Below are 25,360 nucleotides of genomic sequence, written 5' to 3' on the forward strand. Positions count from 1 at the left end.
CGGATGAACCCGGAACAACCGTTGCCGCCCCAGCACATCGAGGGCTTCGCCCAGGTCGCGGCCCAGCTCGCCGACCGGATCGGCGCGGTCGTGCTGGGCAAACCGGACGTGGTCCGGCTGGCCCTGACCGCGCTGTTCGCCCAGGGGCACGTGCTGCTGGAGGACGTGCCCGGCGTCGGCAAGACCACGCTCGCCCGGGCGCTGGCGGCCAGCGTCCGCGGGCAGTGGCGGCGCATCCAGTTCACCCCGGACCTGCTGCCCTCCGACGTGTCCGGCGTGACCATTTTCAACCAGGCCAGCCGCGGCTTCGAGTTCCACCCGGGGCCGGTGTTCGCCAACATCGTCATCGCCGATGAGATCAACCGCGCCTCGCCGAAGACCCAGTCGTCGCTGCTCGAGGTCATGGAGGAGCGGCGGGTCACCGTCGACGGCGTGCCGCACCCGGTGCCGCAGCCGTTCCTGGTCGTGGCCACCCAGAACCCGGTCGAGATGGACGGCACCTACCGGCTGCCCGAGGCCCAGCTCGACCGCTTCCTGGTCAAGCTGTCGGTCGGCTACCCGGACGAGGACGTCGAGGTCGAGGTGCTGCGCGGCGCGGCCATGCGCTCGCCCGACTCGCTCGAACCGGTCACCGACACGGCCACCGTCGGCGAGATGGTGCGGATGGCGCTGCGCGTGCACATCGCCGACCCGCTCTACACGTACGCGGTCCGGCTGGCCGCCGCCACCCGCAACCACCCGCAGGTCCGGGTCGGCGTCAGCCCCCGCGGTGTGATCGCGCTGACCCGCGCGGCCAGTGCCTTCGCCCTGATCAAGGGCCGCGGGTACGTTCTGCCGGAAGACTTCAAGACGCTGGTCGAGCCGGTCTTCGCACACCGCGTCCTGCTCTCCCCGGACGCGCAGCTGCGCGGCGTCACCGCCACCGAGGTGCTGGCCGACGCGGTCCAGCAGGTGCCCGTACCGCTGCCCGACAACCAGCGCGTATGAGCGGTGTCACCGCCCGCGGCTACGGCGTGGCCGCCGCCGCGGTCCTGCTGCTGACCGCCGGGTTCCGGTTCGGCTACCCCGACCTGGTCGTGCTCGGCGTGGCCGCGGTCCTCGCCGCCGGCACCGCCGTCGTGTTCGCGCTGTGGCGCCCGACGCTCAGGGTCGACCGGCACGCCGAACCCGACCGGGTGGCCCGCGGCGACCCGGCCACCATGCGGCTGACCGTGCACAACGCCAGCCGGTTCCGCGCCGCCAGCCTGATCGCCACCGACCGCTGCGGTCGCCGCGACGTGCCCGTCCCGCTGCTGCGGCTGCGACCGGGCAAGGACACCACCGAGACCTACCCGGTCCCCACCGAGCGGCGCGGCGTCGTCCCGGTCGGCCCGCTGCAGGTGCGGCGCTCGGATCCACTCGGGCTGATGTCACTGGCCCGCGGCTACGGCGGCACCACCACGGTCTGGGTGCACCCGCGCATCCACCTGGTGCGGGCGGTGCCGGCCGGCATGGCGCGCAGCCTCGACGGCCGGATCGACAAGGTCCCGCACGGCACCATCACCTTCGACTCGCTGCGCGAATACGTGGTCGGCGACGAGCTGAGGCGCGTGCACTGGCGCAGCTCGGCCAAGGTCGGCGAGCTGATGGTCCGCGAGCAGCTGGACACCAGCGAGCCGACCATCGTGGTGCTGCTCGACGACCGCCGGGAGGCGCACCCCGACCCGGAGAGCTTCGAGGTCGCGTGCGAGGCCGCGGCTTCGATCATCGCGGCCGCCGTGCGCGAGGACCTGCCGATCACGCTCCATCTGGTCACGGCCGACAGGACAGGCCCGTACCTCGACGTCCTGACCGAGGTGGCACTGGGCCAGGGCGACCTCACACCCAAGGTCAGGCACCTCCGGACCCAGCGGCTCGGCGACACGCTGGTCTTCCTCACCGGCCCGGGCGGCCGCGGCGACCTCGGCGAGGTGGGTGCGCTGCGCGGCCCGTACCCGGTGGTCATCGCCGGGCTGTTCGGCGACCGTGACGCCGCCCCGATCACCGGCGGTAACGGGATGATTGTGATCGAGGCGGAGGACGGGCCCGAGTTCGCCGGCGCCTGGGACGGGGTCCGCGGATGGTGAGGTGGCTGCGGGCTGCGGTCGTACCCATCGTGCTCGTGCTCTTGATCTCTCTGTCGGGGCTGGTCCTGGGCCGGATCTATGCCGACAGCCTGCTCGTGAAGCTCGTCGCCGGAGCGGCGTTCGGCTCGGTCGCGGTCTCCGTCGGCGTGCGCCGGCTGCCGAGCTGGACCGCCGCGCCCGCGTCAGTGCTCCTGCTCACCGGTTACACACTGTTCGCGCTGAGGCTGGCCGCCGACCACGCCGCGCTCACCGGCCCGCTCGTCGCGATCGTCCGCGACTCGCTCGTCAACGGCATCCCGCGCCTGCTCACGGCCATGATCCCGGTCGAGGCGACACCGGACACAGTGGTCGTGCCCATCGTCGCGGCCTGGCTCGCCGGTCTGGCCGGCGCCGAGGTCGCCGTCCGCGCCGGCCGCGTCCTGCTCGGCTGCGTGCCGGCGGCGGCGCTCTACGCGGGCGCGCTCTATGTGGTCGGCCCGAACGCGTCGGCCGCGGGCTGGCCATCGGTCGCCTTCGCGGGGCTGGTCGCGGTCGCGTTGGCGAGTTCCCAACCACTTCAGGGTACGGGCACAGCCGACGTGCCCGTTCCCGCACGCGCGATCATGCGGGGGCGAGCGCTGGCCGGCGCGGCCGCCGGGCTGACGGTGGTGGTCGCGCTGGTGGCCGTCGCCGGACCGTGGGTGGCCGGGCGGGTGTCGGCGACCCCGGTCGACCCGCGCCAATACGTCGAGCCCCCGCAGGTCGACAGCCTCGACGAGAGCCCCCTCAACCGGATCTCGGGCTGGGCCCTCACCCCCGAGCAGCGCCTCCTCGAAGTGCACGCCCCCAGCCCCGGCAAGCTGCGCCTGCGGCTGGCCGTGCTGTCCGACTACGACGGTGCCACCTGGCGGGTCGGCGCCACCTACCGCAACGCCGGCCGCGTCCTGCCCTCCCAGCCGAACCCGCCCGGCACCACGGTCGACGAGATCAAGCAGGACATCACGGTCGACGGCCTGACCGGCCGCCTGCTGCCCGTGGTGCCCACACCGAACGAGGTCGAGGGCGCCCGAGTGGCCTACGACCCGGCCACCGGCACCCTGATCCGCCCCGAGGAGCTGCGCCCCGGCGTGCGCTACTCGGTGGTCTCCGAACGCCCCACCCCCGACCTCAACCTGCTGCCCGAGGCCGACTCGCCGACCGGCGACCCGGTGGCCCGCTTCCTGGCCGTCGGCGCCAACGTGCCGGAGTCCATCCAGAAGCTGGCCGAACAACTCCAGGAGGGCAACGGCGCCGCCTTCGACCGGGCCTCGGCCATCCAGGACTTCCTGGCCGAGCACTACCGCAAGGTCAACGACGCGCCGAGCGGTCACGCCTACCCCAACCTCGAATACTTCCTCTTCGGCCCGCGTAGCCGCGGCGGCCAGGTCGGCACCTCAGAGCAGTTCGCCGCGTCGTACGCCCTGCTGGCCCGTCTGACCGGCTTGCCCAGCCGGGTCGTGGTCGGCTTCGACGTCCCGGCCGACGGCCAGGTGACCGCGGCCGATGCCCTGGCCTGGCCCGAAGTCCTCTTCGACGACCTCGGCTGGGTCCCGTTCGACCCGATGCCCAAGTCGAAGGACCCGCGTCCGGTCGAGGAGGACTTCACCCCGAAGCCGTCCACCTCACCGCCGCCGCCGTCCGACGCGCCCCCGCCCAGCGACGAGCCGTCCGCCTCGGCCGAGCCCACCCTGCTGGCCGCGCAACCGGGCGGCCCGTCCACCATCCTCGTCGCCGGGGGCGCCTCCGGTTCGGCGTTCCTCCTCCTGGCCGCCCTCGCCCTGGCCGTCGTCACGATGCGTACCCGTCTGCGCCGCAGCCGCCTGCACACCGGCCCGCCGGACGACCGCATCGCCGGGGCGTGGCTGGAGTTCACCGACGCGATGCGGCTGGCCGGCAAGCCCGTGCCCAAGCACCTGGCCGCCACCGAGGCGGCCGCGCACGCCGCCGACGTGCCCCGACCGGCGCTGCGCCGGGCCGTTCCGCCGCCCGAGCCGGCCGAACTGCCCGCCCTGGACGGCCTGGTCGACGGCATCAACACCACCGAGTTCGCGCCCGGCATGGCCGCCGAGACCCAGGCCAAGCGGGCGGCCGACCAGGTGGTGGCCTACGCCGAGGCACTGCGGCAGAACCGTTCCTGGTGGCGGCGCCTGTGGTGGTCGCTGCACCCGGGACCACTGCGCTGGCACCGCACGCGCCGGGACTGAGGGTGGCCCGCCCCGACCGGCCGTGGGCCGATGCGCCGGCGGCACCTGAGGGCGATCAGGGCTGCTGCCGCGGATCACATGAAGCACCTGAGTCTTCGGTCGTATCCGCGTTCTCGGCTTCCGCCATCGTGTGGCGGTGCCCCACTATTTCCATGAACTTGCGGTGCCGCCTGGTGTTGGGAGTCGCGAAGTTCGCACCCCATTCCCTCCACCATTCGCAGGCGACCCGGTCCTGGAACAGATCATCGAGGGCGAGGCGGACGAATTCTTCGTCCGCCTCGCCGATGTCCCAGAGAAGAAGCCAGTGAGACACCCATAGATTGATCAGAACCTTTTTCTTGTACAGTTCCGGATTTTCCTCGCGAAATTGGTAGCTCAACGTCGGATTTTCGAGCCCGACCTTGACCAGCTCAAAGTGCCGTTCGCGGGCACTTATGGCCTGTGTCAGCCGGGTTTGTCGGACCTGGAGCGCGAGTGATGCCGCAATACCGCAGAATCCAAGACCGGCGACGACTGCCGATATCCCTCCATAGGCCTGGCCGATGTCGGAAAGGGATTTCCAGTCGCGGTCTTTCACCAGGTCCTGAGTGAATATCGGGAATGCCACGATGGATGCGATGAAGAGTGCACAAAGGCCTCCCAGGGCCAGCCAGTTGCCTAGCCGGCGCGACACATGGGGGAGCGGCGGAAGTGAAATGGCCATACGGCATAGTCACACCGAGTGTCAAGTACGGGACTGTGAGTGATGCCTCGGTGGAGTCTCTCCGCCGTTCCCGATCGGGCCGTTCTAGATGCGGGAAGCCCTCGAGGCTGCAACCTCAGGGAGGGCTCCCCGCGCCGCTTGGATCCGGGTCGGGGAAACAAGCGGGGGGCGAAACGGAATTACCCGCCCGTTTCGCCCACTACGGCGATAACGGGCGTATTTTCCACTTGGTTACGCCCCGGAGACTCAGGGTGATGCGTCCCTCAAGACAGATGTCGCACCGCGCGTCCGTTTGCAATTTGCACGCGGCCCCCTTTCGATGCTTCGGCCAAAAAGTCTGACTCATTGGACCGTCACCGAAGTCGCCGCCCTCGCGTTAGGCCCGTTGCGCAGTGTGTCTTTGATCCGGCTGCAACCGGTAACGGCACGTCAACTGTGCGCAATAAATCGGATCCGGGTCACACTGAGGGGTGTAAGTGGATATTCCTTCGCGGCCGACCATTGCTGTCGACGGAGGCAACTCATCACGTCCATCGAGGATCTACCGTCGGGTGGGCCTCCCGCCCGCACAGCGGGGCAGTGCTACCAACACCACCTGCCCGGACATCTTCGAACTGGTGGACGGTGATTTCGCGGTTGTCGGCACCGATCGGACCGAAGAGCTCCGACGTCAATTGCCGTCGGACGCGGGCGTGGCTCCCTATGAGCGCATAGTCGTCATCACGCGACTGACCCTGCTGGCGGCGGTCAAAGACCTGACCGGACGCGAGCCTCAGGTGCCGCGTGCTGACCTAGGTCGTATGTCTCATTCGTAGCCCGAGGCGGGCGAAGTCCTGTCACGTCAGGTTCGCCCGCCTCGCGAACGCACGCCCCAGGCTCGACCGCGCTCGACGTACCTACAGCACCCCCATGAGACGCGACTGGTCACACGCCGTGGGGCGCATCGATCGGCGGTCGACCGCCGGGCGCACCCCGGCTCCGGCCGGGCCGGACGCGCGGCACGGGAATATCGGTAGCGGTCAGCTGGGGCGTAGGCAGCGGGGCGCGCGGAGCCCGAGGGTGCGCCGGCTCGCCTCGATCAGGTACCGCCGCAGCACGTCACCGTCCAGGTTGCTGGTCCGGGGGCTGATGCCGCCGGCGAGGCCGGCCAGGACCATGTCGGCCTTGATCCAGCCACCCACGCCCGGTTCGAGATCGGCGAACAGCTTGATCAGCCGGTCGACGAGGTCGCTCACCTCGGGCCGGGAGCGCAGCATCTCGACGGCCCCGGGGTCGCTGACCAGCACGGGAGCCAGCACGCGATTGACCATGACGATGTCGACGAAGCCGGTGAGCATGCGCTCGGCGCGGGCCGACCGGCTGCGTAGCGCCTCGGCCGCCTCGACCGCCGCCCGTACCTGCCCGACCAGGGGCTCGACCACGGCGTAGAGCAGTTCCTCACGGGTGCGGAAGTGATGATGAACGGCTGACTTCGTGACGCCGACCTCGTCGGCGATCATCTGCAGCGACGTGCCGGCGAAGCTGTGCCGGGCGAACAGCGGGATCGCGGCTTCGATGAAGCGCTGCCGGCTGTCGGGCGCCCGAACTGTCGTGCCGACCATCAGCGTCCTCCCTGATTTCTCGCCCCGCGGAAGCCTAACCGACCATACGATCGTCAAGCAATCCACTGTACGATCGTAAAGTGTTGTACCTCACGATCGTGCAGTGAGTCGCTGTACGATCGGCTAGCTTCCGGAGCCATAGATCTTCCAAGGAGGCCCGAGATGGCAGCATTTCTGTACCGGCTGGGCCGGTTCGCGTTCCGCCGGCGGTGGCTGGTCGTCGGCCTGTGGCTGGCCGTTCTCGCCGCCGCGGCCACCAGCGCGGCGACCCTGTCCGGTCCGACGTCCGACGCGTTCCGGATCCCCGGCACGCCGTCGCAGGAGGCGATCGACCTGCTGCAGGCACGGTTCCCCGCAACCTCGGCCGAGGGTGCCACTGCCCGGGTGGTGTTCGCCGCGCCGGCCGGTCAGCGGCTGACCGGCGCGGCCACCAAGACGGTGATCGAGCAGGCCGTCACCGAACTGGACCAGGCGCCGCGCGTCGCCGCGGTGGCCGACCCGTTCCGGGCCGGCACGGTGAACCCGGCCGGCACCGTCGCCTTCGCCCAGGCCACCTACCGGGTTCCGGCGCAGAATCTGACCGACGACGATCGCGACGCCCTCGCCCGGATCGCCGAGCGGGTCCGCGACCGGGGGCTTACCGTCGAGATCGGTGGCGACGCGGTGCAGGCCCCACCCGAACAGGGACTGAGCGAGGCGATCGGGGTCGCGGTGGCCGCCGTCGTTCTGATCATCACGTTCGGCTCACTGGTGGCGGCCGGGCTGCCGCTGCTGACCGCGCTATTCGGCATCGGCATCGGCTTCGGCGTGATCACCGCCGCCACCGGGTTCATCGACCTGTCCTCGACCACGCCGGTCCTCGCGCTGATGCTCGGTCTGGCCGTCTCCATCGACTACGCCCTGTTCATCGTCTCCCGCTACCGGCACGAACTCGCCGCCGGCCACGAACCGCCGGAGGCGGCCGGTCGCGCGATCGGGACCGCCGGCTCGGCTGTCGTGTTCGCGGGTCTCACCGTGGTCATCGCGCTGGCCGCCCTCTCCGTGGTCGGCGTGCCGTTCCTGACCCAGATGGGCGTGGCCGCGGCGTTCACCGTGGCCGTCGCCGTGGTGATCGCGCTGACCCTGCTGCCCGCGGCACTCGGCTTCGCCGGCCGCCGCGTTCTCTGCCGATCGGCCCGCCTGCGCGGCGGCCCCACCACCGCCCCGCGCGAGACCCGCGCGCGGCACACCGACGTGCCCCGCGACGATGCCGCCACCGACCCGCGGCGCATCGACGCGCACCGCGACGGGCCCACCACCGCCCCGCAGCACAATGGGGAGTCGGCACGCGGCCGTGTCAGCGCCGGCACGCGCTGGGCCCGCGCGGTCGCGCGCCGGCCGGTCGTCACGCTGCTGGTCGCCGTGGCGGCGCTCGGGCTGGCCGCGATCCCCGCCCTCGACCTCCGCCTCGGTATGCCCGACGATGGAACCGCCGCGCCCGCCACCACCCAGCGCAAGGCCTACGACCTGGTGACGGCCGGCTTCGGCGCCGGCTTCAACGGACCACTGACGGTCGTCGTCACCGCACCGGCCGGCGCCGCCCGGGCCACCGCCGACCGGGTCGGGCAGAGGATCTCCGGCCTGCCCGGCGTCGCCGTGGCCACGACCGCGGCGGTCAACCCGGCTGGCGACACCGCCCTGCTCACGGTCATTCCCACCGGCGGGCCCGGCGACCCCGCGACCAAGGACCTCGTGCGGACCGTCCGGCGACTCGACGGCGGCATCGCCGGTGTCACCGGGCTGACCGCCATCAACATCGACATCTCCACCCGGGTCGCCGACTCTCTGATCCCGTACCTGGCTGTGGTCGTGGGTCTGGCGTTTCTGCTGCTGTTGCTCGTGTTCCGGTCCCTCCTGGTGCCGATCAAGGCGACCCTGGGCTTCCTGCTCAGCGTGGCCGCCACCTTCGGCGCGGTCGTGGCGGTCTTCCAGTGGGGCTGGGCGGCCGACCTGCTCGGCGTGCAGCGGACCGGGCCGATTCTCAGCTTCCTGCCCATCATCCTGATCGGCATCGTGTTCGGTCTGGCCATGGACTACCAGGTCTTCCTGGTCACCCGGATGCGCGAGGATCACGTGCACGGCGCCGCGCCGCGCGACGCCGTGATCACCGGGTTCGGTGCCGGCGCGCGGGTGGTCACCGCGGCCGCGGCCATCATGATCAGCGTGTTCGCCGGGTTCATCCTCGCCCCGGACCCGGTCATCATGTCGATCGGCTTCGCGCTCGCGGTGGCCGTGCTCGTCGACGCGTTCGTCGTCCGGATGACCATCGTGCCCGCGGTGATGACGCTGCTCGGCCCGGCCGCCTGGTGGCTGCCCGGCCGGCTGAACCGGATCCTCCCGGACGTCGACATCGAAGGCCGGAAGCTGGATCACGAGCGCGGCGACGGAGCGGCCGGGCCGGTCGTGAACGTCCCGGAGCGGGCATCGGCCTGATCCACGGGACGGTGCGGTGGTCGCGCTCCTGCGTCGGTTTCCGGTCACTACGGGTCACGTCCGGGGGTTCGGCCGGTACGGTCGTCCCGCACCGGAACGCTCAGGCGAGAGGCGGACCCCATGACCGAGTCATCCGGCCGGGCGGCGGGCTCCGGGCGTACCCGGCGGATCCTGATCGTGGTCGCCGCCGTTCTGCTGCTGATTCTGCTGCTGGCGTTGCTCGCGTTCTGCCGGGGGAGTGGCAACGATCCGGTGGCCTACCCGACGTCGTCGCCGTCGGTGAGCTACAGCGTGCCGCCGGTGACCGCCAGCCCGACTCCCGACGATCCGCCGTCGTCGGAGCCGGAGTCGCCCGGCCCTGAGCCTTCCTCCGGCCGGCCGACGACACCCGTGTCCACGGTGGTGCCCAGCGGCGCGCCCGAGGCCGGTGGCGGGCCGGCCGGAAAGGGCCCCGGCGCGCTGATCGTCATGGGCGCGGTGCTGCTGGCCGCGGCCGGCGGTGCCGCGCTGACCGCGTTCCGGCGTACGGCGGGATGATCCTCTTCGACCGCCGTTCCGGCACCGCGCTGTTCGCGTTCGTCCTCGCCGTGGCCGGCGGCAACCTGCTCACCGCCGGGCTGAGCCGCCCGGCGCCGCCACCGGTCGCGGTCACGGCGCCGAAGGCCGTCGCGGCGCTGGGCTCGAAAAAAGCAGAGCCCGGACTGCCGCGGTCCGAGCCGGTCCGGCTGACCATCCCGGCCATCGAGGTCGACACCGCGGTCATGAGGCTCGGCCTCGAACGCGACGGCACCATGCAGGTCCCGCCGCTGACCCGCGACGCCCCGGCCGGCTGGTACCGCCACCTGCCCACCCCGGGCGAGAACGGCCCGGCGGTCATCGTCGGCCACGTCGACACCACCCGTTACGGCGCCGGTGTCTTCTACCGGTTGGGCACCCTGCGCGCCGGCGACACGGTCGGGGTGCGGCGGGCCGACGGCCGGACGGCGGCGTTCCGCGTCGTCTCGGTCGCCCAGTATTCCAAGGCCGACTTCCCGGCCGCCGACGTCTACGGCCCGACCGGCCGCCCCGCCTTGCGCCTGATCACCTGCGGCGGTGACCTGGACCGCCGCCGCGGCCACTACCGCGACTCGGTCGTCGTCTACGCCGTGCTGAACGAGGCCACCCGACCGGACCGAACCTAGGAGCGGTGTGGTCGAGCGGCCGGGCGTTCAGCCCGCGAACCGGCGGGCCAGGGCGCCCAGCGTCTCGGTGATGCCGTGGGCGTTCTTGCCCGGGTACCCGAGAAGTTCCATCACCCGCGGTGACCTCGCCGTCGAGTAGTCGAACGTCTCGGTCACCTCGGTGACGCCCGGCGTGGTCTCGGCCAGCTCCCACCGCCAGTGGTGGCCGAGCGGGTGCCGCCACTCGACCAGCCGGTCGGGCTCGAGCCCGGTCACCACCGAGGTGATCGAGTACGGCAGCCCGAACTGTCTCATGCCGACGGTGAACCGGTCGCCCACCGTGAGCGTGTGCGGCCCCTTCACCGGCACGTCGCGCACGGTTCCGGAGCCGTCGAGTTCGGCGTGCCGGTGCGGGTCGGCGATCAGCGCGAAGATCTCGGCCGCGGGTGCGTTCACGGCCACGCGGCGGCTCACCCGCCGGGCCCCGGTGTCCACGGTCGTCACCGCAGCGTCAGTCATCCGCCCATTATCACCCAAGATCAAAATCATGCTCAGGTACGCCGTACCCGCCGGCGAAGATCGCGAGGCCCCCAGTGCCGGTGGATAGTGACCAAGTTCGATGAGTCTTCCGATGCGCTGTGGATCTGTGGTAGACCGGCATCAATGCAACACGCCCGAAACATTTGATCATCGCGGGGAGTTCGTGTGGCCGTCAGTCGTCGTTCCGTTCTGGCCGTGGGTGCGGGAGCCGTCGCCGGCCTCGCGATGCCCGCCGCCGCCCACGCGGCCGGGCGCAAGCTCCGGTTCAAGCTCAACGCCGAAGTGCTCGACGGCGGTGAGCAGGTCGTCGCGGTCACACTGGCCGCATCCGACCTCGGGCCGATCGACCGCTCCAGCCTCACCACCGGCACCTTCACCGTGCACGCCAAGGCCACCAGCCCGCTCGCGCCCGGCGACAACGTCTCCGGGCAGTACGACCTCGACCGGACGGTGACCGCCGTCGAGGTCGACAACGCCGGTGACATCGTGCTCGAGCTGAGCTACGCCGAGGGACAGGCCGGCGGGGCCACGCTCGGCTGGGCCGGGGCGCGCGGACGCAACGTTCGATACGTCCTGACGTACACGATCACCCAGAACGCGCCGTTCCGCCTGCGCGACGGCCGGTCGGTCACGATCGCCGAGTTCGTCCAGGGCCGGCTGGTCAACCCCGAAGTGGACTCCTTCAGCTACCGCACCTCCGGCTCGGGCATGAAATACCGGCTGTATTCGCCGGTGCGCCACTCGGGCCGGCGGCCGCTGATCGTCTGGCTGCACGGCGGCGGTGAGGGCGGGTCGCTGCCGGCGTACTACGACAACGAGACGCAACTGCGGGCCAACCGGGGTGCGCTGGGTTTCGTCACACCGGAGGCGCAGCGGATCTTCGGCGGGGCGTACGTGCTGGCCCCGCAGAGCCCCTCGTTCTGGCTGGAGGACGGCGACCGCTACGCGCCGCAGATTCGGCAGATCATCAAGCAGGTGGTACGCACCCATCAGATCGACACCGACCGGATCCACGTGGTCGGCGCCAGCAACGGCGGCTACATGAGCCTGAAGATGACCACGGTCTACCCGGATCTGTTCGCGTCGTCCGTACCCATCTGCGGTGTCATCCAGGAGATCACCGACGCCCAGCTGGCCGCCGTCGACACCCCGACCTGGCTGGTCGCCTCGCGCGACGACACCACGGTGCCGCCGCAGGCCAACACCGTCCACGCGCACGACCTGATCCCCGACTCGATCATGAGCCTGTACGACACGGTCACCTGGAACGGCCACCGCTTCCCGGGCCACTGGTCGTGGATCTACGTGGCCCGCAACGACCCGGCCGACAACGGCCGCCACGTCTGGCCGTGGATGGCCAACCAACACCTCTAGATCCGGGTCCACCCGTGGTCCAGGGCCGGCACTGCCCGCCCTACCACCCGAACCCACAGTGGTGGCCCGGACGGCATCCGGGCCCGCCCTACCACCCGAACCCACAGTGGTGGCCCCGGGCGGCATCCGGGCCCGGCGCACCGCCCGGGCCTACCACCCCAACCGACAGTGGTGGCCCCGGGCGGCATCCGAGCCCGGGGCTACCCCCGCACCCAGCGCGGGCCAAACTGTTCAGAGCTGCTGGGCCTCCCAGGTGAAGGTGACGGCCGCGGTCAGGTTCTGGGCGGCGTTGTCGTCCTGCAACTGCCAGTCGATGCGGTAGGTGCGGCTCGCCGCGGGCGTCGCGAGCCAGTTGCTCACCCCGGTGGCGTAGTCGTGGCTGGCGGCGGCGAAGGCCGGCACACCGGCGGGGTTCCAGAGGGTGCCGGTGGTGGCGAAATCCGTGCAGGAGGCGCTGCTGCCGGTGCCCTCGGAGATCTGGAGGGTCAGGTAGGAAGCCAGGCCGGTGCCGGTGATGTCGGCCGGCCGCAGGTACAAGCGCACCCGCGCGTCCAGGGTGCCGGTGTACGCGACGACCACGCAGGTGCTGCCGAAGCTGCCCGGGATCGCACCGGACGCCGAGATCACCGCGGTCGCGGGAGTGCCGGAGAGCGCCACCGAGCCGGCCCGCCAGTCCGCCGTCGTCGCGGTCGTGTCCGTGAACGCGGCCCCGCTCGTGTGCCAGGCGGCGGCCAGCGCGAGCACACAGGCGACGGCGACCGCCAACGGGCGGTGCCTCGCGGAGGGTTTGCGGTGCCTGGCCATGACCTCACCGGTATCGGCGCGCGCGGCCCGGACCTGAACGGACCGGGGCGAGGTCTACCGCACACCGGCCTTTCCTGGTGAAACGGCGTCGCGTACCGATCGGGGATGCGTGAGCCTGTCCCGGTCGGTCGTCCGCGTGGTGCTCGCCGTCCCTGTCCTGTTGGTGCTGTTCTCGGTGGTGCCGACGTTGCTGGGGTGGCGGGCCGATGTGGTCATGACCGGCTCGATGATGCCCACGCTGGCGCCGGGCGACGTGGTCCTGAGCCGCCCGGCCGACGGCACGGACGTGGCCAACGGGGCCGTCGCCCTGGTCCGCAACCCGGCCCGGCCGGGCACGACGCTGGTGCACCGGGTGGTCCGCCGGACCGCGGACGGCTCGTTGATCACCCGCGGTGACGCCAACCCGGTCGAGGACTCGACGCCGGTGGACCGCGCGTCGGTGCTCGGGCTGCCCTCGATCCGGGTGCCGTACGTCGGGCTGCCGCTGGTCTGGTGGGCCGAGGGCAGCTACCGGGCGCTGGCCGGCACCGTCGCCGTCGCCCTGGTGCTCGCGCTGGCGGGCGGGGAACGGTCGCGGCCGGGACGTCACCGGGCCGGCGGGACCGCAGTGGCGGCATCCTTCGGACCGACGGGACGAAGTTCGGCCGGAGCGAGGGGGGCTCGGTGAAGGGTCTGCTCGCGGCGGCCCTGCTGTGTCTGGCCATCGTCGTGGTGCATCCGACCGGCGCCACCTTCACCGGCACCACCACCGGTGCCGGGAGCGCGGGCGCGGCGGCGACCTTCCCCACGTACCCCCAGCAGGTTGTCAGCGACCACCCCAGCGCCTACTACCGTCTGAATGACGCGGTCAGCGCCACCACCGCGGCGGACTCCTCCGGCAACGGCAACACCGGTGCGTTCGCGCCGCCGGTCAACACCGTGCAGGCGCTCTACCTGCCGTTCGACGACGGCTCCGGCACCGTCGCGCGCGACCTGGCGGCCGACGGCAGCCCGGCCGACGGCACGCTGATCGGCGGCGCCACCTGGGGCGCCGGACGGGCCGGGGGAGCGTTCACCGGCGACGGAACCTCGGCCTACGTGAACAGCGCGGCCACCGTCGACACCCGGGCCAGCTTCACCGTCTCGGCCTGGGTGTACCTGACCAACACGGCGATCGACGGCCTCGCCGTGAGCCAGCGCGGCACCAACACCTGGGGTTACGCGCTCGGCTACGACGGCGACACCGGCAAGTGGGTCTTCACGATGCCACGTACCGACGTCGCCGCCCCGGCCTCGGACACCGTCGCGTCGTCGTCGGCGGCCGTGGCCAACACCTGGCAGCTGCTCGTGGCGACGTTCAACGCGGGCACGGGCAAGCTGCAGGTGTGGCTCGCCGACACCAGCGTGGGCACCGCCAACCACACCACCACCTTCAACGCGACCAACGGGACGACGGTCGGGGTGGGCTGGGCCGGGGCCTTCGCCGGGTACTGGAACGGGCGGATCGACGACGTGCGGGTGCTACCCGGGCTGGCGCTCACCGCGTCGACCATCAGCGGGTACGTCAACGGCCTCAACCTGGGTGCGGCCGCTCAATGGCGGTTCGACGAGAACACCGGCACCACGGTCCGCGACGCCGCCGGTGCGGCCAACCGGGGCACGCTGGGCGCCGGGACGTCCTGGACCACCGGTCACCTCGGCGCCGCGGCGCAGTTCAACGGATCCACCGACGCGTACGCCACCGGCAGTGCCCCCGCCGTCGACAGCACCGGCAGCTTCACCGTGTCGGCCTGGGCCTACCTGGACGTGACCGGCGCCGACCGGACCGTCGCGTCGCAGGCCGGCGCGACCAGCAGCCCGTTCCTGCTGGGCTACGTCGCCGCCACCGGCAAGTGGCAGTTCGCGCTGACCTCGGCCGACGCGGCGAACCCGACGGTGACCGCCGCGGTCAGCTCGGGCGCGGCGGCCACCGGCGTCTGGACGCATCTGACCGGGGTGTACGACGACGTGGCCGACCAGATCCGGATCTACGTCAACGGCGCCGCCGGCGGGACGGCTTCGTTCGCGGCCCCGTGGAGCGGCACCGGTGCGGTCAACGCCGGCCGGATGCGCTGGAACGGCGGCTACGCGGGCAACTGGCAGGGCCGGATCGACGAGCTCCGGTTCTATCGCCGGGCTCTCACCGCGGCCGAGGTGACCCGGATCTACGGCGACGCCCAGCTCGGCACCTTCAGCCTGGGCACGTCCGGTGCCCTCGACGGCGCCCAACAGGGCCAGCAGGCGGCGACCGCGGCCGCCTTCACCGGTGTGCGCAACGGCTACGACGCGACCCAGTTGGTCAACCCGACCACCTTCACCGTCGAGTGCTGGTTCCGCGCGGACGTGCCCGGGCCCGCCGCCTACGACGGCACGCTGATCAACTTCGCGGGCGCGGGCACCGCCGACACCGCGACCGGCGACGGCGGCCGGCGGCTGATCCTGGACACCGCCGGCAACGTCACCTTCGCACTCGACACCACCGCGGCCGGCCAGGTACGCACCAGCGGCACCAGCTACCTCGACGCCCGCTGGCACCACGTCGCCGCCACTCTCGACAGCGGCACCGGGATGCGTCTTTACGTCGACGGCGTCCTGGCCGCCACCAAGGCCTACCTGGCCCCACCGGCCACCTCCGGCTATTGGCGCTGGGGCGGCGACGCGCGCACCAACGGCTGGACCACCGACTACTTCGTGGGGTCGCTCGACGAGGTCGCGTTCTACCCGGCTGCCCTGTCGGCGCAGCAGATCTCCTGGCATTTCCACGCCGACCACTGAAAGCCCCTGAAGGACCGTCCACCAAACGTTCAAGCCGGCGCCGCGACTGCCGATGGTCGGTCGTGACAATGAAAGGACACATGATGACCACCAGCCGGCGACGCCGGTCGTGGCGGGCGGCCGCGGCCGTACTCGCGATCGCGGCGTTCCTCAGCGGCGCCATTGTGTGGAACGCGTCGTACGCCGCGTTCACCGGACACACCGACAACACCGGCAACGTCTGGACCACCGGCACGGTGTCGCTGACCAACGACCAGAGCGGCTCAGCCGTGTTCACCCCGGCCCTGGTCCGCCCCGACGGCGCCGCCAGCACGCTGGCCCCGCCGGCGAGCGGACCGTTCGTGGCCAGTGACGTCGCCGCCGGCGGCTCGGCCTGCATCAAGGTCACCTACACCGGCACGCTGCCGGCCAACGTCCGGCTGCGCGCGTCGCTGACCGAGACCGGTGCGGACGGCGGCCTCGGCCAGTTCCTGCTCTTCGACGTGGACACCGGCACCGGGCCCGCGGCCGGCACCGACGTCGGGTGCGCCGGTTTCACCAGCGACGGCTACCGCTACGGGTCGGCCTCGAACACCAACGTCTTCCTCGACGGCATGCCGTCCACGTACGCCCTCGGCCTGGGCGGCTGGAACGGCGCAACGCAGAACACCACGCGGTGGTACCGGCTGTCCTGGCTGCTGCCGGTCGGCACGGCCAACGCCGCCCAGCTGGAACAGGTGACGGCGACCTTCACCTGGGAAGCCCAGAACGTCTGACCGGCGGCGGGGGAGAGGATGTCCGCGTACGCACCCCGGTGGTTCCTGCCGGTCGGGCTGGCCGGTGTGGCCGCCGGGGCGGTGATGGCCCTGCCGGACGCCGGCCCGGCGCCGCGACCGGTGGCTCAGGTCGCGGCCGCACGCCTGGTCGGCTCGGCCGGTACGCCGCTGTTCGCCGCGACCGACCTCACACCCGGCCGGACGGTCACCCGGTGCATCGTCATCGCCCACGACGGTACGGGCGGCACGGTCCGGATGGCGGCCGACGACGTCACCGGCACACTGACCGCGCATCTGCGCCTCACCGTCCGGACCGGCACCAGTGGGTGCGCGGGCCTCACCGGGCCGGCGGTGTACGACGGCACCCTGGCGGCGTTGTCCGCGGCCGGGCCCACCGGCGTTGACGCCGGCTGGCACCCGGTGGCCGGCGCCGGGTCGCGCACCTTCGCGATCACCGTGCGCGTGGACGACGACGACGCTCAGGGGCGTACGGCCGGCGCGACGCTGCGCTGGCTGATCGCCCCCGACGCCGTGCCCGCCGCCCCGACCGTGACCCCGGCGACGCCCGCCCCGGTCCGGACCCCGGTGGACGGACCGGCCCTGCCCGCTCCCGCCGCGACCGGCCGGCCCGCCACCGGTGAGGCACCGGCACCGGCCCCGGCACCGGACGGCGATCCGGGCCCCGAGACGGTGCGCGCCGATCGGCGCGGCGCGCACGCCCCGCTGCTGGGGCGGGTGGTCGACGGGGTGCTCAAGGTGCTGACCGCGGGCAGCCGGCACGCGGCGATCCCGCTGTTCGGCGTACTCGTCATGTTGTTGTTCTTCGCCGTGCAGGACCGGATCGACAAGCGCGACCCGAAGCTGGCCCTGGCCCCGCTGACCCGGGACCGTTTCCTGACCTTCGACGACGAGCCGCGGGCGCGGCGTGGGGGACGACGATGAGATCGGCACCGAAGGCGGCCGAACTGGTTCCGGTCATCGACCGTTACCTGTGGATGGCGGGCTGCCGCGTGGTGGTCACGGTGTTGCTGGTGACGGTGCTGCTGACCCGGGACCGGGCGCACGGCGGCCACGTCCCGGTGGTGGCCGGCGCGCTGGGCTGGCTGCTGCTCACCCTGGCCGTGGCACCGGCCGCCCGCCGGTCGCGCCGCACCGCCCGGATCGGCTTCACGCTCGGCCTGCTCGGCGACGGCCTGCTGCTGGCCGGCTCGTGGTGGATCCTGGGCGCCCCCGGCAACGTGGTCGAGCTGCTGGTTTGCGCCCACGTGCTCGGCACCACCCTGCTGGCCTCGTTCCGGACCGGCGTCAAGGTCACCCTGTGGCACAGCGTGCTCGCCTTCACGCTGCTGGAGACCCAGGCCGTGGGTCTGCTCGGGCGGCCGGTGCCGATGCCGGTGGCCGGTCTGGCCACGTACGTCGGCGGCCTGTGGCTGATCTCGATCCTGACCGCCTGCTTCGCGTCGGTCAACGAACGCGAGCTGCGGCGCCGGCGCTACGACAGCGAGGCGCTGCGCGACCTGGGCCTGACCCTGGCCCGTCCGCATCCGCCGCGGGGCGTGCTGCGCCGGCTGGCCGCCTTCGCCCGTGACGACATGCTCGCCGACCGGGTCGCGATCCTCGTGTACCCGTCGGGCGACACCGGCGAGCCGGCCCACGGGTTCGGGATCGTGGCCGGGCCCGGCGGTGAGATGGTGCTCGGCGACCTTCCGCCGGAGAGCATGGACCACTGTGTACGGACGGCGGTGCCCCGTGCGCCGGTCCGGTTGCCGCAGCGCGTCGACCCGGCCGCCGACCCGGTCCTGGCCGGCGCGCTCCCCGGCGCGGTTCGTCCGATCCTCGTCCCGTTCGTCCAGGACCAGCTGCGCGGCGTGGTCGCGGTCACCCGCGCCCGGCCCGGCGCGCGCGTCGAGCGGCGGATGGTGACCGCCCTCGAACAGGCGGTGCTGCAGGCCGGCCTGGCGCTGGAACGCGAACTGCTGAACGCGCGCATCCGCCGCGCGGCCGAGACCGATGCGCTTACCGGCCTGGCCAACCGGCGCACGGCCGCGGCCCGGCTCGACGCCTCCGTCGCCGATGGCCGCCCGTTCGCGCTGCTCATGGTCGACCTGGACCACTTCAAACGGCTCAACGACACGTACGGGCACCAGGCCGGCGACGACGCGCTGCGGGTCGCCGCCGACGTCCTGCGGGCGCACTGCCGGCCCGGCGATCTCGTCGCGCGTTACGGCGGCGAGGAGTTCATGGTGATCCTCGGCCGGAGCGATCGGGATGCGGCGTTCGCCCACGCCGATCGGCTGTGCCGGGCCATCGCCGCGGCGCCGTCGACGGTGCCGATCACCGCCAGCATCGGCCTCGCGATGTTCCCGTCCGACGGCGGCGGCGAACACGCGATCCTGGCGGCGGCCGATGCCGCCCTCTACCGGGCCAAGGCGGCCGGCCGCAACCGCGTGCTGGACGCGACCTCGGCCGCGCTCCCGGTCCTGGTGCCGCCGACGGAGTGAAGACACCGGCCCGCTCGCTCGGGTCGGACTGCCTGTGGCCGGCTCACTCAGCCCGGATCGCCGTCGGTCGGTTCGCTCGGATCGGACCGCCTGCGGCCGGCACACTCAGCCCGTACCGCCGTCGGCCGGGCCGTCAGACCAGGCCGCCCGCGGCCGCGATGGTCTGGCCGGTCACCCAGCGCGCGTCGTCGCCGGCGAGGAAAGCCACCACGTCGGCGATGTCCTCGGCGCGACCGAGCCGGCCCAGCGGCGTGCGCTCGCGCAGGGCGGTGTTGGCCCGGAACTCGGGCGTCAGCCCGTCGGTGTCGGTCAACCCGGGCAGCACGTTGTTGACCGTGATCTGCCGCGGGCCGAGCTCCTTGGCCAGCGCCCGACCGAAGTACTCGACCGCCGCCTTGCTTCCGCCGTAGGCGGCGACCAGGGTGCTCGGCTCCCGGGTGTTCCCGGTCGAGATGTTGATGACCCGGCCGCCGTCGCGGACGAATCGCGCCGCCTGCTGCATGGCCAGGAAGGAGCCCCGGACATTGGTCGCCAACAGCCGGTCGAGTTGTTCCAGGGGAAAGTCGGAAATGGTCCCGAGAGCGCGCAGCGCCGCATTGTTGACGACGATGTCGAGCCCGCCGAAACTGCCCGCCGCCTCCTCGAAAAGGCGAGTGATGTCGGCCGGAACCGCGAGGTCGGCCCGAATGGCGACGGCCTTGCCGCCGAATTGCGCGATGTCGGTGACGACGTCGCCGGCGGCCGTCGCGTTCGACTGGTAGTTGACTACGACGGCGGCACCGTCCCGGGCCAGGCGCAGGGCGGTGGCGCGGCCGATGCCCCGGGACGAGCCGGTGACAAGTGCCACCTTGTTGTTCAAACGCATGCGGTCAGGCTACGAGGGAAATGGCGCGGCCGTCCAATTGTGTATTCATATCGCGGTGATAGTATTCCGTTATGGATCTGTCCATGAAAGGGCTGCGCTGTTTCGTCGCAATTGCCGAGGAAAGACATTTCGGCCGGGCCGCCGCGCGACTGGGTGTCGCCCAGCCGACGGTGACGCAGCAGCTGCAGCGGCTCGAGGCGGCGCTCGAGCTGCGGCTGGTGCACCGCGACGGGCGCGGGGTCGTGCTCACCGAGGCCGGGGCGGCGTTCCTCCCGCACGCCCGCGACGCGATCGAGTCCGGTCAGCTGGCCGTGCGGGCGGGTCAGGCGGCGATGCGCGGGGAGGCCGGCCTGCTGACCATCGGGCTGACCCCCGGCGTCCCGCCCGGGCACCTGACCGATCTGCTGCGCCGGTTCGCCGTCGAGCGCCCGCACATCCGGCTGCGGCTGCGCGAGACCAGCATCGCCGACGCCCTCGCCCAGCTCGGTCAGGGAACGATCCAGCTGGCTTTGACCAGTGGTTTCCAGCCTCCGGCCCGGCCCGAGCCGATCGAGGCGGTGCAGCTGGCCGAGGAGCCGCTGGCCGTCGTGCTGCACCGGGACAACCCGCTGTCCCGGCGCGCCGCGCTGAGCCTGACCGACCTCGCCGACGAGCCGGTCACCGTGATCGCCCGGGACGCGTTGCGCGACCAGCCGTTCGGCATTCACGGCATGTGCCGGCGTACCGGCTTCCAGGCCCGCAAGTTCGCCGAGGTCAACGACGTCACCACCCAGCTGTCGATGATCGCCGCCGGGCTGAGCGCGGGCGTGCTGCCGTTGAGCATGTCCCGCTACGCGCCGGCCGAGGTCACCTTCGTCCCGCTGACCTATCCGGACCCGATGCGCACGCTGCTGCTGTTCGACCGGCGGCACACCGGTCCGGGCGTACGCGAACTCCTCCGCCTCGCCGCCCCGGTGTGAGCCGGCCAGCGCCGGGAAAGCCATGGCGTGGGCGGCCCGGCTGACCGTCGGGAACGCATGGCGTGAGCGGGCCCGGCTGACCGCCGGGAAAGTGCGGCCGGTAGGGCGGAGGAACGTCCGCGTTACAGGAACTCGCTCCGATACATGTCGATGAGCTCGGAGTAGTGCGGGCCCATGTTGGCGATGTAGACCTCGTCGAAGCCGGCCTTCTCGTACTGCTGCAGCTGCCGCGCGTGCCCGGCCGGGTCGGGGCCGCACACCACCGACTCGCGCATCATGTCCTCGGTGACCAGCTGCGAGGCCTGCTCGAAGTGCCGGGGCGAGGGCAGCACCTGGGACAGTTCGCCGGGCACGCCGCTGTTGGGCCACAGCCGGTGCGCGATGCGTACCCCCTCGTCCTCGGAAGGAGCCCAGCAGCCCTTGAAGCCGCCCTGCACCGGCTTGTCCCCACCACCCAGATCGCGGAATTTGCCGACCAGGTCGCCGTCGGGCGTCGTCGACACGTAGCCGTCACCGATCCGGGCGGCCACCTCGATCGCCTTGGGGCCGAAGGCGGAGATGTAGACCTTGGGCGGCTCGGCCGGCAGGGTGTAGATGCGGGCCTGGTCGACCTGGTAGTGGCGGCCACGGTGGGTGACGAAATCACCTTTCCACAGCTCGCGCATCACCTCGATCGACTCCTCCAGCATCTCCAGCCGCTCGTCCGCGAAGGGCCAGCGGTCGCCGTTGATGTGCTCGTTGAGGGCCTCGCCGGTGCCGACGCCGAGCACGAACCGGCCGTCGTGCAGGACCGCGCTGGTCGCCGCCGCCTGAGCCGTGACCGTTGGGTGCATCCGGATGATCGGGCAGGTCACGGCCGTGGTGACAGGGATCGATACGACCTGGCTGAGCGCGCCGATGATCGACCAGACGAACGGGCTCTGACCCTGCTCGTCGTTCCACGGGTGGAAGTGGTCGGAGATCCACAGACTCTGGAACCCCGCGTCCTGGGCCGCCTTGGCCTGCTCGATGAGCTGGGCCGGCGTGTATTCCTCACATGACAGGAAGTAACCGATACGCATACCGGGTCAGATACCCCGGCCGGCCCGGGTCATGCCACCCCGGGTGACCAGGGTGGTGCGGTGGATGGACCGCTTCGGGGGGCCGTCGGCGCCGGTCATCCGGGCGAACAGCAGCTCGGCGGCGTGCGCGCCGAACGCGGTGGCGTCGTAGGTGACCAGAGCGATCGGGTGGGGGAGGAGGTCGGCCAGCTCGACGTCGTCGAAACCGGCGACCGGGATCGGCCGCACCTCGTGCACCGCGTGCAGCACGCCGACGCTCATCCGGTTGTTGTCGGCGAAGACCGCGTCGATGTCGGCGAAGGAGCACAGCAGGTCGACCGCGGCCGCCCGGGCCTCCTCGACGGTGTGCGCGTTGAGCCGGACGACGTGCCGGTCGTAGGGCAGACCGGCCCGTTTCAGGGCCTCGCGGTAACCGGCCAGGCGCTGCTTGCCGGTGCTGACGCCGGGATCGCCCCCGATGTAGGCGATGCGCCGGCAGCCCTGGGCGATCAGGTTCTCGACGGCGCGTCGGGTGCCGCCCCGGTTGTCGAGCACCACGGCGTCGGCGGGCACCCCGGACGGCGTACGGTCGAGGAACACCATCGGCGCCCAGCGGCCCAGCTCGGCGTGCAACTCCTGCTGGGTGTGCGCGGCCGGCACCACCAGCAGGCCGTCCACCCGGCGCCGCAGCACCAGGTCGCGCAGCAGGTCACGCTCGCGGTCGTAGCTCTGCCGGGTGCTGGCCACCACGAGCATGTGCTGGTGGCGGCGGGCCACCTCTTCGGCGCCGTCGGTGACGGCCGACCAGAACGGGTTGGTCGCGTCGTCGATGACCAGCGCGATGGTGTCGGTGCTCTGCCCGGGGCGCAGCGACCGGGCCGCCTCGTTGCGCTCGAAGCCGAGGGTGGCGATGGCGCGCTCGACGGCCACCCGGGTCTCTTCCCGGACGTACCGCTCGTTGTTGACCACGCGGGAGACCGTCGCGGGGCTCACCCCTGCTGCCCGCGCGACATCGTGCATGGTGGGCCGGCGCTGTCCCAACGTACGCTCCGAAGATCGTTCGTCACATCTGTTGCGCTGGTAGTGCGATCTGATTACGTTCTCAGAGAACGTTAACAGAGACCTTACTCAATTGATCTTGAACCGGTAACCACCTGATCGGGTCGACCTGTGAGGAGTCCTGATGCGGCCCAAACTCGTCCTCGCCGCGTTGTCGGCACTGGTGCTCACCGCGTCCGCGGCCGCTTGCGGCGGCGGTGACGACGGAGGCGCCGAAGGCAAGACGGTCACCATCGCGTACCAGAAGTTCGGTTCCTTCGTCCAACTCGACAAGCAGCTGCAGGACGTCAAGAAGACGTACGAGGCGGCGCACGCCGGCTACACCGTCAAGCTGGTGCCGATCGAGGCGGCCGAGAACGACTACTACACCAAGCTCTCGCTGATGAACCGGTCACCCAAGACCGCGCCGGACATCATGTACGAGGACACATTCCTGATCAACACCGACATCCAGGCCGGCTTCCTGGCCCCGCTCGACGAGTACCTGGCCGGCTGGCAGGACTGGAACCAGTTCACCGACGCCGCCAAGTCCGCCGGCAAGGCCCAGGACGGCAAGACCTACGGCGTTCCGATGGGTACGGACACCCGCGGCCTCTACTACGACAAGGGCATCTTCGCCAAGGCCGGCCTCACCGTCCCGTGGGAGCCCAAGAACTGGAACGACATCCTGACCGCGGCGCGCGCCATCAAGCAGAAGGTGCCCGGCGTGACCCCGCTCAACGTCTACTCCGGCAAGGGCCAGGGCGAGGGCTCGACCATGCAGGGCTTCGAGATGCTGCTGTACGGCACCAAGAACACCCTCTACGACGACGCCCAGAAGAAGTGGATCGTGGCCAGCCCCGGCTTCAACGACTCGCTCAACTTCATCAAGACGATCTTCAGCGAGAAGCTGGCGCCGGACCCGCAGGACGCCCTCGACCCCAACTGGGGCACCAAGGTCAACAACGAGCTGTTCCCGAGCGGCAAGCTGGGCATCAGCCTCGACGGCTCCTGGGTCAGCAGCACCTGGCTGGAAAGCGGCAGCAAGCCGTGGCCCGAGTGGAACGACAAGATCGGCTACACCGCGATGCCGACGCAGAACGGTGACGCCCCCGGCCGGATCAGCATGTCCGGTGGCTGGCTGCTCTCGGTCGGTGCCAACGCCAAGGACAAGAAGGCGTCGTTCGACTTCGTCTCCACGTTCCTGAACAAGGAGAACTCCCAGAAGTACGCCATCGGCGCCGGGCAGATCGCCGAGCGCAAGGACGTGGCGTCCGACCCCGAGTACCTCAAGTCGAACCCGTCGCTGAAGTTCTTCACCGACCTCGTCGAGGTCACCAAGTTCCGCCCGGCGTACCCGGAATATCCCAACGTCTCCAACGGCATCCAGGTCGCCATGGAGTCGGTGATGACCGGCCAGCAACCGGTCGACCAGGCCGCCAAGACGTTCGCCGACACCACCACCTCGGCGGTCGGCGGACCCGACAAGGTGACGACCGCGCAATGACGACCTCCACCGCACCGCGGGCAGCCAGGATCGGGGCGTACGCCCCGGCCCTGCTGCTGCTCGCGGTGTTCTTCGCCGGACCGCTGATCTGGGCCGTCTACAGCGCGTTCACCGACGTCAAGCTGACCGGTGCGGCCGACATCAACTTCATCGGGGTGGACAACTTCACCACGATGTTCCGCGACGCGCAGTTCTGGAACTCGCTGTGGCTGACGCTGTTGTTCGTGGTCGGCTCGGCCGTGATCGGGCAGAACACCCTCGGCCTGCTGATCGCCCTGCTGCTGCGCGGCCGCGCCCAGTTCACCCGCGGCCTGGTCAGTGGCCTGGTCATCGCCGCCTGGACGGTGCCCGAGGTGGTGGCCGGCTTCTGCTGGTACGCCTACCTCAACCGCGAGGGCACGCTGAACGGGATCCTGGGCTGGTTCGGGTTGAGCCAGAACTGGCTCTACACCACGCCGATGCTGGCCATCATCCTGGCCAACGTCTGGCGTGGCACCGCCTTCTCGATGCTGGTCTATCAGGCGGCGCTCAACGACGTGCCGCCCGAGCTGCACGAGGCGGCCGCCGTCGACGGCGCGTCGGCCTGGCAGCGCCTGCGCAGCGTGACCCTGCCGCTGATCCGCCGCTCGATCGTCAGCAACCTGATGCTGATCACGTTGCAGACCCTGGCCGCGTTCGGGCTCATCTACGTGATGACCAAGGGCGGGCCCGGTAACAAGAGCTCGACCACGCCGATCTACATGTACCAAGAGTCGTTCCAGTTCTACAAACTCGGGTACGGCACGGCGATGGCGCTGGTCCTGCTGGTGATCGGCGCGATCTTCTCGCTGATCTACGTACGCATCATCAAGGTGGACGACCTATGAGCGGGAGCGGGGAGGCTACGGTCTTGACCACGACACAGATTGATCGCCGAGCCGC

General features: G+C 71.3%; 23 protein-coding genes. 16 read left to right on the plus strand and 7 right to left on the minus strand.

Features of this window, described 5'->3' with window-relative positions; genetic code table 11:
* The first annotated feature begins 3 nt into the window (after positions 1–3).
* From ACGFIO_RS42555 to ACGFIO_RS42565, 3 genes are read left to right on the plus strand one after another with little or no spacing between them, the layout of a single operon-like run.
* Positions 4–987: an AAA family ATPase gene (locus tag ACGFIO_RS42555; RefSeq protein WP_392836532.1), complete on the plus strand. Its 984-nt coding sequence runs from the start codon at positions 4–6 to the stop codon at positions 985–987.
* Complete coding sequence (locus ACGFIO_RS42560) at positions 984–2,105, plus strand: DUF58 domain-containing protein (protein ID WP_392836534.1); 1,122 nt, start codon at positions 984–986, stop codon at positions 2,103–2,105. The genes ACGFIO_RS42555 and ACGFIO_RS42560 overlap by 4 nt, the downstream gene beginning before the upstream one ends.
* Positions 2,099–4,327, plus strand: coding sequence for a DUF3488 and transglutaminase-like domain-containing protein (locus ACGFIO_RS42565; RefSeq protein ID WP_392836536.1), 2,229 nt, complete (start codon positions 2,099–2,101; stop codon positions 4,325–4,327). The genes ACGFIO_RS42560 and ACGFIO_RS42565 overlap by 7 nt, the downstream gene beginning before the upstream one ends.
* 55 nt (positions 4,328–4,382) lie before the next feature.
* Here ACGFIO_RS42565 and ACGFIO_RS42570 read toward each other — a convergent pair whose 3' ends face one another.
* Positions 4,383–4,934, minus strand: a complete 552-nt coding sequence (locus ACGFIO_RS42570) for a DUF6082 family protein (protein WP_392836538.1) — start codon at positions 4,932–4,934, stop codon at positions 4,383–4,385.
* A gap of 572 nt (positions 4,935–5,506) precedes the next feature.
* Here ACGFIO_RS42570 and ACGFIO_RS42575 point away from each other — a divergent pair.
* Complete coding sequence (locus ACGFIO_RS42575) at positions 5,507–5,845, plus strand: hypothetical protein (RefSeq protein WP_392836541.1); 339 nt, start codon at positions 5,507–5,509, stop codon at positions 5,843–5,845.
* Positions 5,846–6,049: 204 nt separating this feature from the next.
* Here ACGFIO_RS42575 and ACGFIO_RS42580 read toward each other — a convergent pair whose 3' ends face one another.
* Entirely contained in the window at positions 6,050–6,631 is a 582-nt protein-coding gene (locus ACGFIO_RS42580; RefSeq protein ID WP_392836544.1) for a TetR/AcrR family transcriptional regulator, read from the minus strand.
* 162 nt (positions 6,632–6,793) lie between these two features.
* Here ACGFIO_RS42580 and ACGFIO_RS42585 point away from each other — a divergent pair, with 162 nt between their 5' ends.
* The 3 genes from ACGFIO_RS42585 (at position 6,794) to ACGFIO_RS42595 (ending at position 10,284) form a co-directional block, all read left to right on the plus strand.
* Entirely contained in the window at positions 6,794–9,103 is a 2,310-nt protein-coding gene (locus ACGFIO_RS42585) for an MMPL family transporter (protein WP_392836547.1), read from the plus strand.
* A gap of 120 nt (positions 9,104–9,223) precedes the next feature.
* Positions 9,224–9,640 carry a hypothetical protein gene (locus tag ACGFIO_RS42590; RefSeq protein WP_392836550.1) on the plus strand — a complete coding sequence of 139 codons (417 nt, stop codon included), beginning with the start codon at positions 9,224–9,226 and terminating at the stop codon, positions 9,638–9,640.
* Entirely contained in the window at positions 9,637–10,284 is a 648-nt protein-coding gene (locus ACGFIO_RS42595; protein ID WP_392836551.1) for a class F sortase, read from the plus strand. Before ACGFIO_RS42590 ends, ACGFIO_RS42595 begins: the two co-directional genes overlap by 4 nt.
* Positions 10,285–10,311: 27 nt before the next feature.
* Here the strand turns inward: ACGFIO_RS42595 and ACGFIO_RS42600 are convergent, their stop codons facing one another.
* Entirely contained in the window at positions 10,312–10,782 is a 471-nt protein-coding gene (locus ACGFIO_RS42600; RefSeq protein ID WP_392836554.1) for an SRPBCC family protein, read from the minus strand.
* A 186-nt stretch (positions 10,783–10,968) separates the two neighbouring features.
* On the opposite strand from ACGFIO_RS42600, the gene ACGFIO_RS42605 reads away from it, so the two are divergent.
* On the plus strand, positions 10,969–12,177 hold the full coding sequence (locus ACGFIO_RS42605) for a prolyl oligopeptidase family serine peptidase (protein WP_392836557.1): 1,209 nt from the start codon (positions 10,969–10,971) through the stop codon (positions 12,175–12,177).
* Between the two features lie 231 nt (positions 12,178–12,408).
* Here ACGFIO_RS42605 and ACGFIO_RS42610 read toward each other — a convergent pair whose 3' ends face one another.
* On the minus strand, positions 12,409–12,942 hold the full coding sequence (locus tag ACGFIO_RS42610; RefSeq protein ID WP_392836559.1) for a hypothetical protein: 534 nt from the start codon (positions 12,940–12,942) through the stop codon (positions 12,409–12,411).
* Between the two features lie 148 nt (positions 12,943–13,090).
* Between ACGFIO_RS42610 and ACGFIO_RS42615 the strand changes: the two genes are divergently transcribed.
* The 5 genes from ACGFIO_RS42615 (at position 13,091) to ACGFIO_RS42635 (ending at position 19,030) form a co-directional block, all read left to right on the plus strand.
* Entirely contained in the window at positions 13,091–13,648 is a 558-nt protein-coding gene (locus ACGFIO_RS42615) for a signal peptidase I (protein ID WP_392836561.1), read from the plus strand.
* Complete coding sequence (locus tag ACGFIO_RS42620) at positions 13,645–15,774, plus strand: LamG domain-containing protein (protein ID WP_392836564.1); 2,130 nt, start codon at positions 13,645–13,647, stop codon at positions 15,772–15,774. The genes ACGFIO_RS42615 and ACGFIO_RS42620 overlap by 4 nt, the downstream gene beginning before the upstream one ends.
* A gap of 83 nt (positions 15,775–15,857) precedes the next feature.
* Entirely contained in the window at positions 15,858–16,529 is a 672-nt protein-coding gene (locus ACGFIO_RS42625; RefSeq protein WP_392836566.1) for a hypothetical protein, read from the plus strand.
* Between the two features lie 18 nt (positions 16,530–16,547).
* Complete coding sequence (locus tag ACGFIO_RS42630; RefSeq protein ID WP_392836569.1) at positions 16,548–17,471, plus strand: hypothetical protein; 924 nt, start codon at positions 16,548–16,550, stop codon at positions 17,469–17,471.
* Complete coding sequence (locus ACGFIO_RS42635) at positions 17,468–19,030, plus strand: GGDEF domain-containing protein (RefSeq protein ID WP_392836571.1); 1,563 nt, start codon at positions 17,468–17,470, stop codon at positions 19,028–19,030. Before ACGFIO_RS42630 ends, ACGFIO_RS42635 begins: the two co-directional genes overlap by 4 nt.
* A gap of 133 nt (positions 19,031–19,163) precedes the next feature.
* Here the strand turns inward: ACGFIO_RS42635 and ACGFIO_RS42640 are convergent, their stop codons facing one another.
* Positions 19,164–19,895 (minus strand): SDR family oxidoreductase, encoded by a 732-nt coding sequence (locus ACGFIO_RS42640; protein ID WP_392836574.1) that lies wholly within the window; start codon positions 19,893–19,895, stop codon positions 19,164–19,166.
* 71 nt (positions 19,896–19,966) lie between these two features.
* Between ACGFIO_RS42640 and ACGFIO_RS42645 the strand changes: the two genes are divergently transcribed.
* On the plus strand, positions 19,967–20,854 hold the full coding sequence (locus ACGFIO_RS42645; RefSeq protein WP_392836577.1) for a LysR family transcriptional regulator: 888 nt from the start codon (positions 19,967–19,969) through the stop codon (positions 20,852–20,854).
* Between the two features lie 122 nt (positions 20,855–20,976).
* Here the strand turns inward: ACGFIO_RS42645 and ACGFIO_RS42650 are convergent, their stop codons facing one another.
* Both ACGFIO_RS42650 and ACGFIO_RS42655 read right to left on the minus strand, forming a co-directional pair.
* Entirely contained in the window at positions 20,977–21,915 is a 939-nt protein-coding gene (locus ACGFIO_RS42650) for a TIGR03557 family F420-dependent LLM class oxidoreductase (protein ID WP_392836579.1), read from the minus strand.
* Positions 21,916–21,921: 6 nt separating this feature from the next.
* Positions 21,922–22,914, minus strand: a complete 993-nt coding sequence (locus ACGFIO_RS42655) for a LacI family DNA-binding transcriptional regulator (RefSeq protein WP_392836646.1) — start codon at positions 22,912–22,914, stop codon at positions 21,922–21,924.
* A gap of 163 nt (positions 22,915–23,077) precedes the next feature.
* On the opposite strand from ACGFIO_RS42655, the gene ACGFIO_RS42660 reads away from it, so the two are divergent.
* Positions 23,078–24,439, plus strand: a complete 1,362-nt coding sequence (locus ACGFIO_RS42660) for an extracellular solute-binding protein (RefSeq protein WP_392836582.1) — start codon at positions 23,078–23,080, stop codon at positions 24,437–24,439.
* Positions 24,436–25,305: a carbohydrate ABC transporter permease gene (locus tag ACGFIO_RS42665; protein WP_392836585.1), complete on the plus strand. Its 870-nt coding sequence runs from the start codon at positions 24,436–24,438 to the stop codon at positions 25,303–25,305. The genes ACGFIO_RS42660 and ACGFIO_RS42665 overlap by 4 nt, the downstream gene beginning before the upstream one ends.
* Positions 25,306–25,360 lie beyond the last annotated feature (55 nt).

The sequence above is a fragment of the Actinoplanes sp. NPDC049265 genome, from assembly GCF_043197135.1.
Taxonomy (GTDB): domain Bacteria; phylum Actinomycetota; class Actinomycetes; order Mycobacteriales; family Micromonosporaceae; genus Actinoplanes.

Excerpts from the sequence above, each read along its gene's own strand:
- ACGFIO_RS42565 (WP_392836536.1), top strand. The coding sequence starts at position 2,099 with ATGGTGAGGTGGCTGCGGGCTGCGGTCGTACCCATCGTGCTCGTGCTC.
- ACGFIO_RS42660 (WP_392836582.1), top strand. The coding sequence starts at position 23,078 with ATGCGGCCCAAACTCGTCCTCGCCGCGTTGTCGGCACTGGTGCTCACC.
- ACGFIO_RS42580 (WP_392836544.1), bottom strand. The coding sequence starts at position 6,631 with ATGGTCGGCACGACAGTTCGGGCGCCCGACAGCCGGCAGCGCTTCATC.
- ACGFIO_RS42630 (WP_392836569.1), top strand. The coding sequence starts at position 16,548 with ATGTCCGCGTACGCACCCCGGTGGTTCCTGCCGGTCGGGCTGGCCGGT.
- ACGFIO_RS42595 (WP_392836551.1), top strand. The coding sequence starts at position 9,637 with ATGATCCTCTTCGACCGCCGTTCCGGCACCGCGCTGTTCGCGTTCGTC.
- ACGFIO_RS42560 (WP_392836534.1), top strand. The coding sequence starts at position 984 with ATGAGCGGTGTCACCGCCCGCGGCTACGGCGTGGCCGCCGCCGCGGTC.
- ACGFIO_RS42640 (WP_392836574.1), bottom strand. The coding sequence starts at position 19,895 with ATGCGTTTGAACAACAAGGTGGCACTTGTCACCGGCTCGTCCCGGGGC.
- ACGFIO_RS42590 (WP_392836550.1), top strand. The coding sequence starts at position 9,224 with ATGACCGAGTCATCCGGCCGGGCGGCGGGCTCCGGGCGTACCCGGCGG.
- ACGFIO_RS42625 (WP_392836566.1), top strand. The coding sequence starts at position 15,858 with ATGACCACCAGCCGGCGACGCCGGTCGTGGCGGGCGGCCGCGGCCGTA.
- ACGFIO_RS42635 (WP_392836571.1), top strand. The coding sequence starts at position 17,468 with ATGAGATCGGCACCGAAGGCGGCCGAACTGGTTCCGGTCATCGACCGT.
- ACGFIO_RS42585 (WP_392836547.1), top strand. The coding sequence starts at position 6,794 with ATGGCAGCATTTCTGTACCGGCTGGGCCGGTTCGCGTTCCGCCGGCGG.
- ACGFIO_RS42655 (WP_392836646.1), bottom strand. The coding sequence starts at position 22,914 with ATGCACGATGTCGCGCGGGCAGCAGGGGTGAGCCCCGCGACGGTCTCC.
- ACGFIO_RS42600 (WP_392836554.1), bottom strand. The coding sequence starts at position 10,782 with ATGACTGACGCTGCGGTGACGACCGTGGACACCGGGGCCCGGCGGGTG.
- ACGFIO_RS42650 (WP_392836579.1), bottom strand. The coding sequence starts at position 21,915 with ATGCGTATCGGTTACTTCCTGTCATGTGAGGAATACACGCCGGCCCAG.
- ACGFIO_RS42645 (WP_392836577.1), top strand. The coding sequence starts at position 19,967 with ATGGATCTGTCCATGAAAGGGCTGCGCTGTTTCGTCGCAATTGCCGAG.
- ACGFIO_RS42665 (WP_392836585.1), top strand. The coding sequence starts at position 24,436 with ATGACGACCTCCACCGCACCGCGGGCAGCCAGGATCGGGGCGTACGCC.
- ACGFIO_RS42555 (WP_392836532.1), top strand. The coding sequence starts at position 4 with ATGAACCCGGAACAACCGTTGCCGCCCCAGCACATCGAGGGCTTCGCC.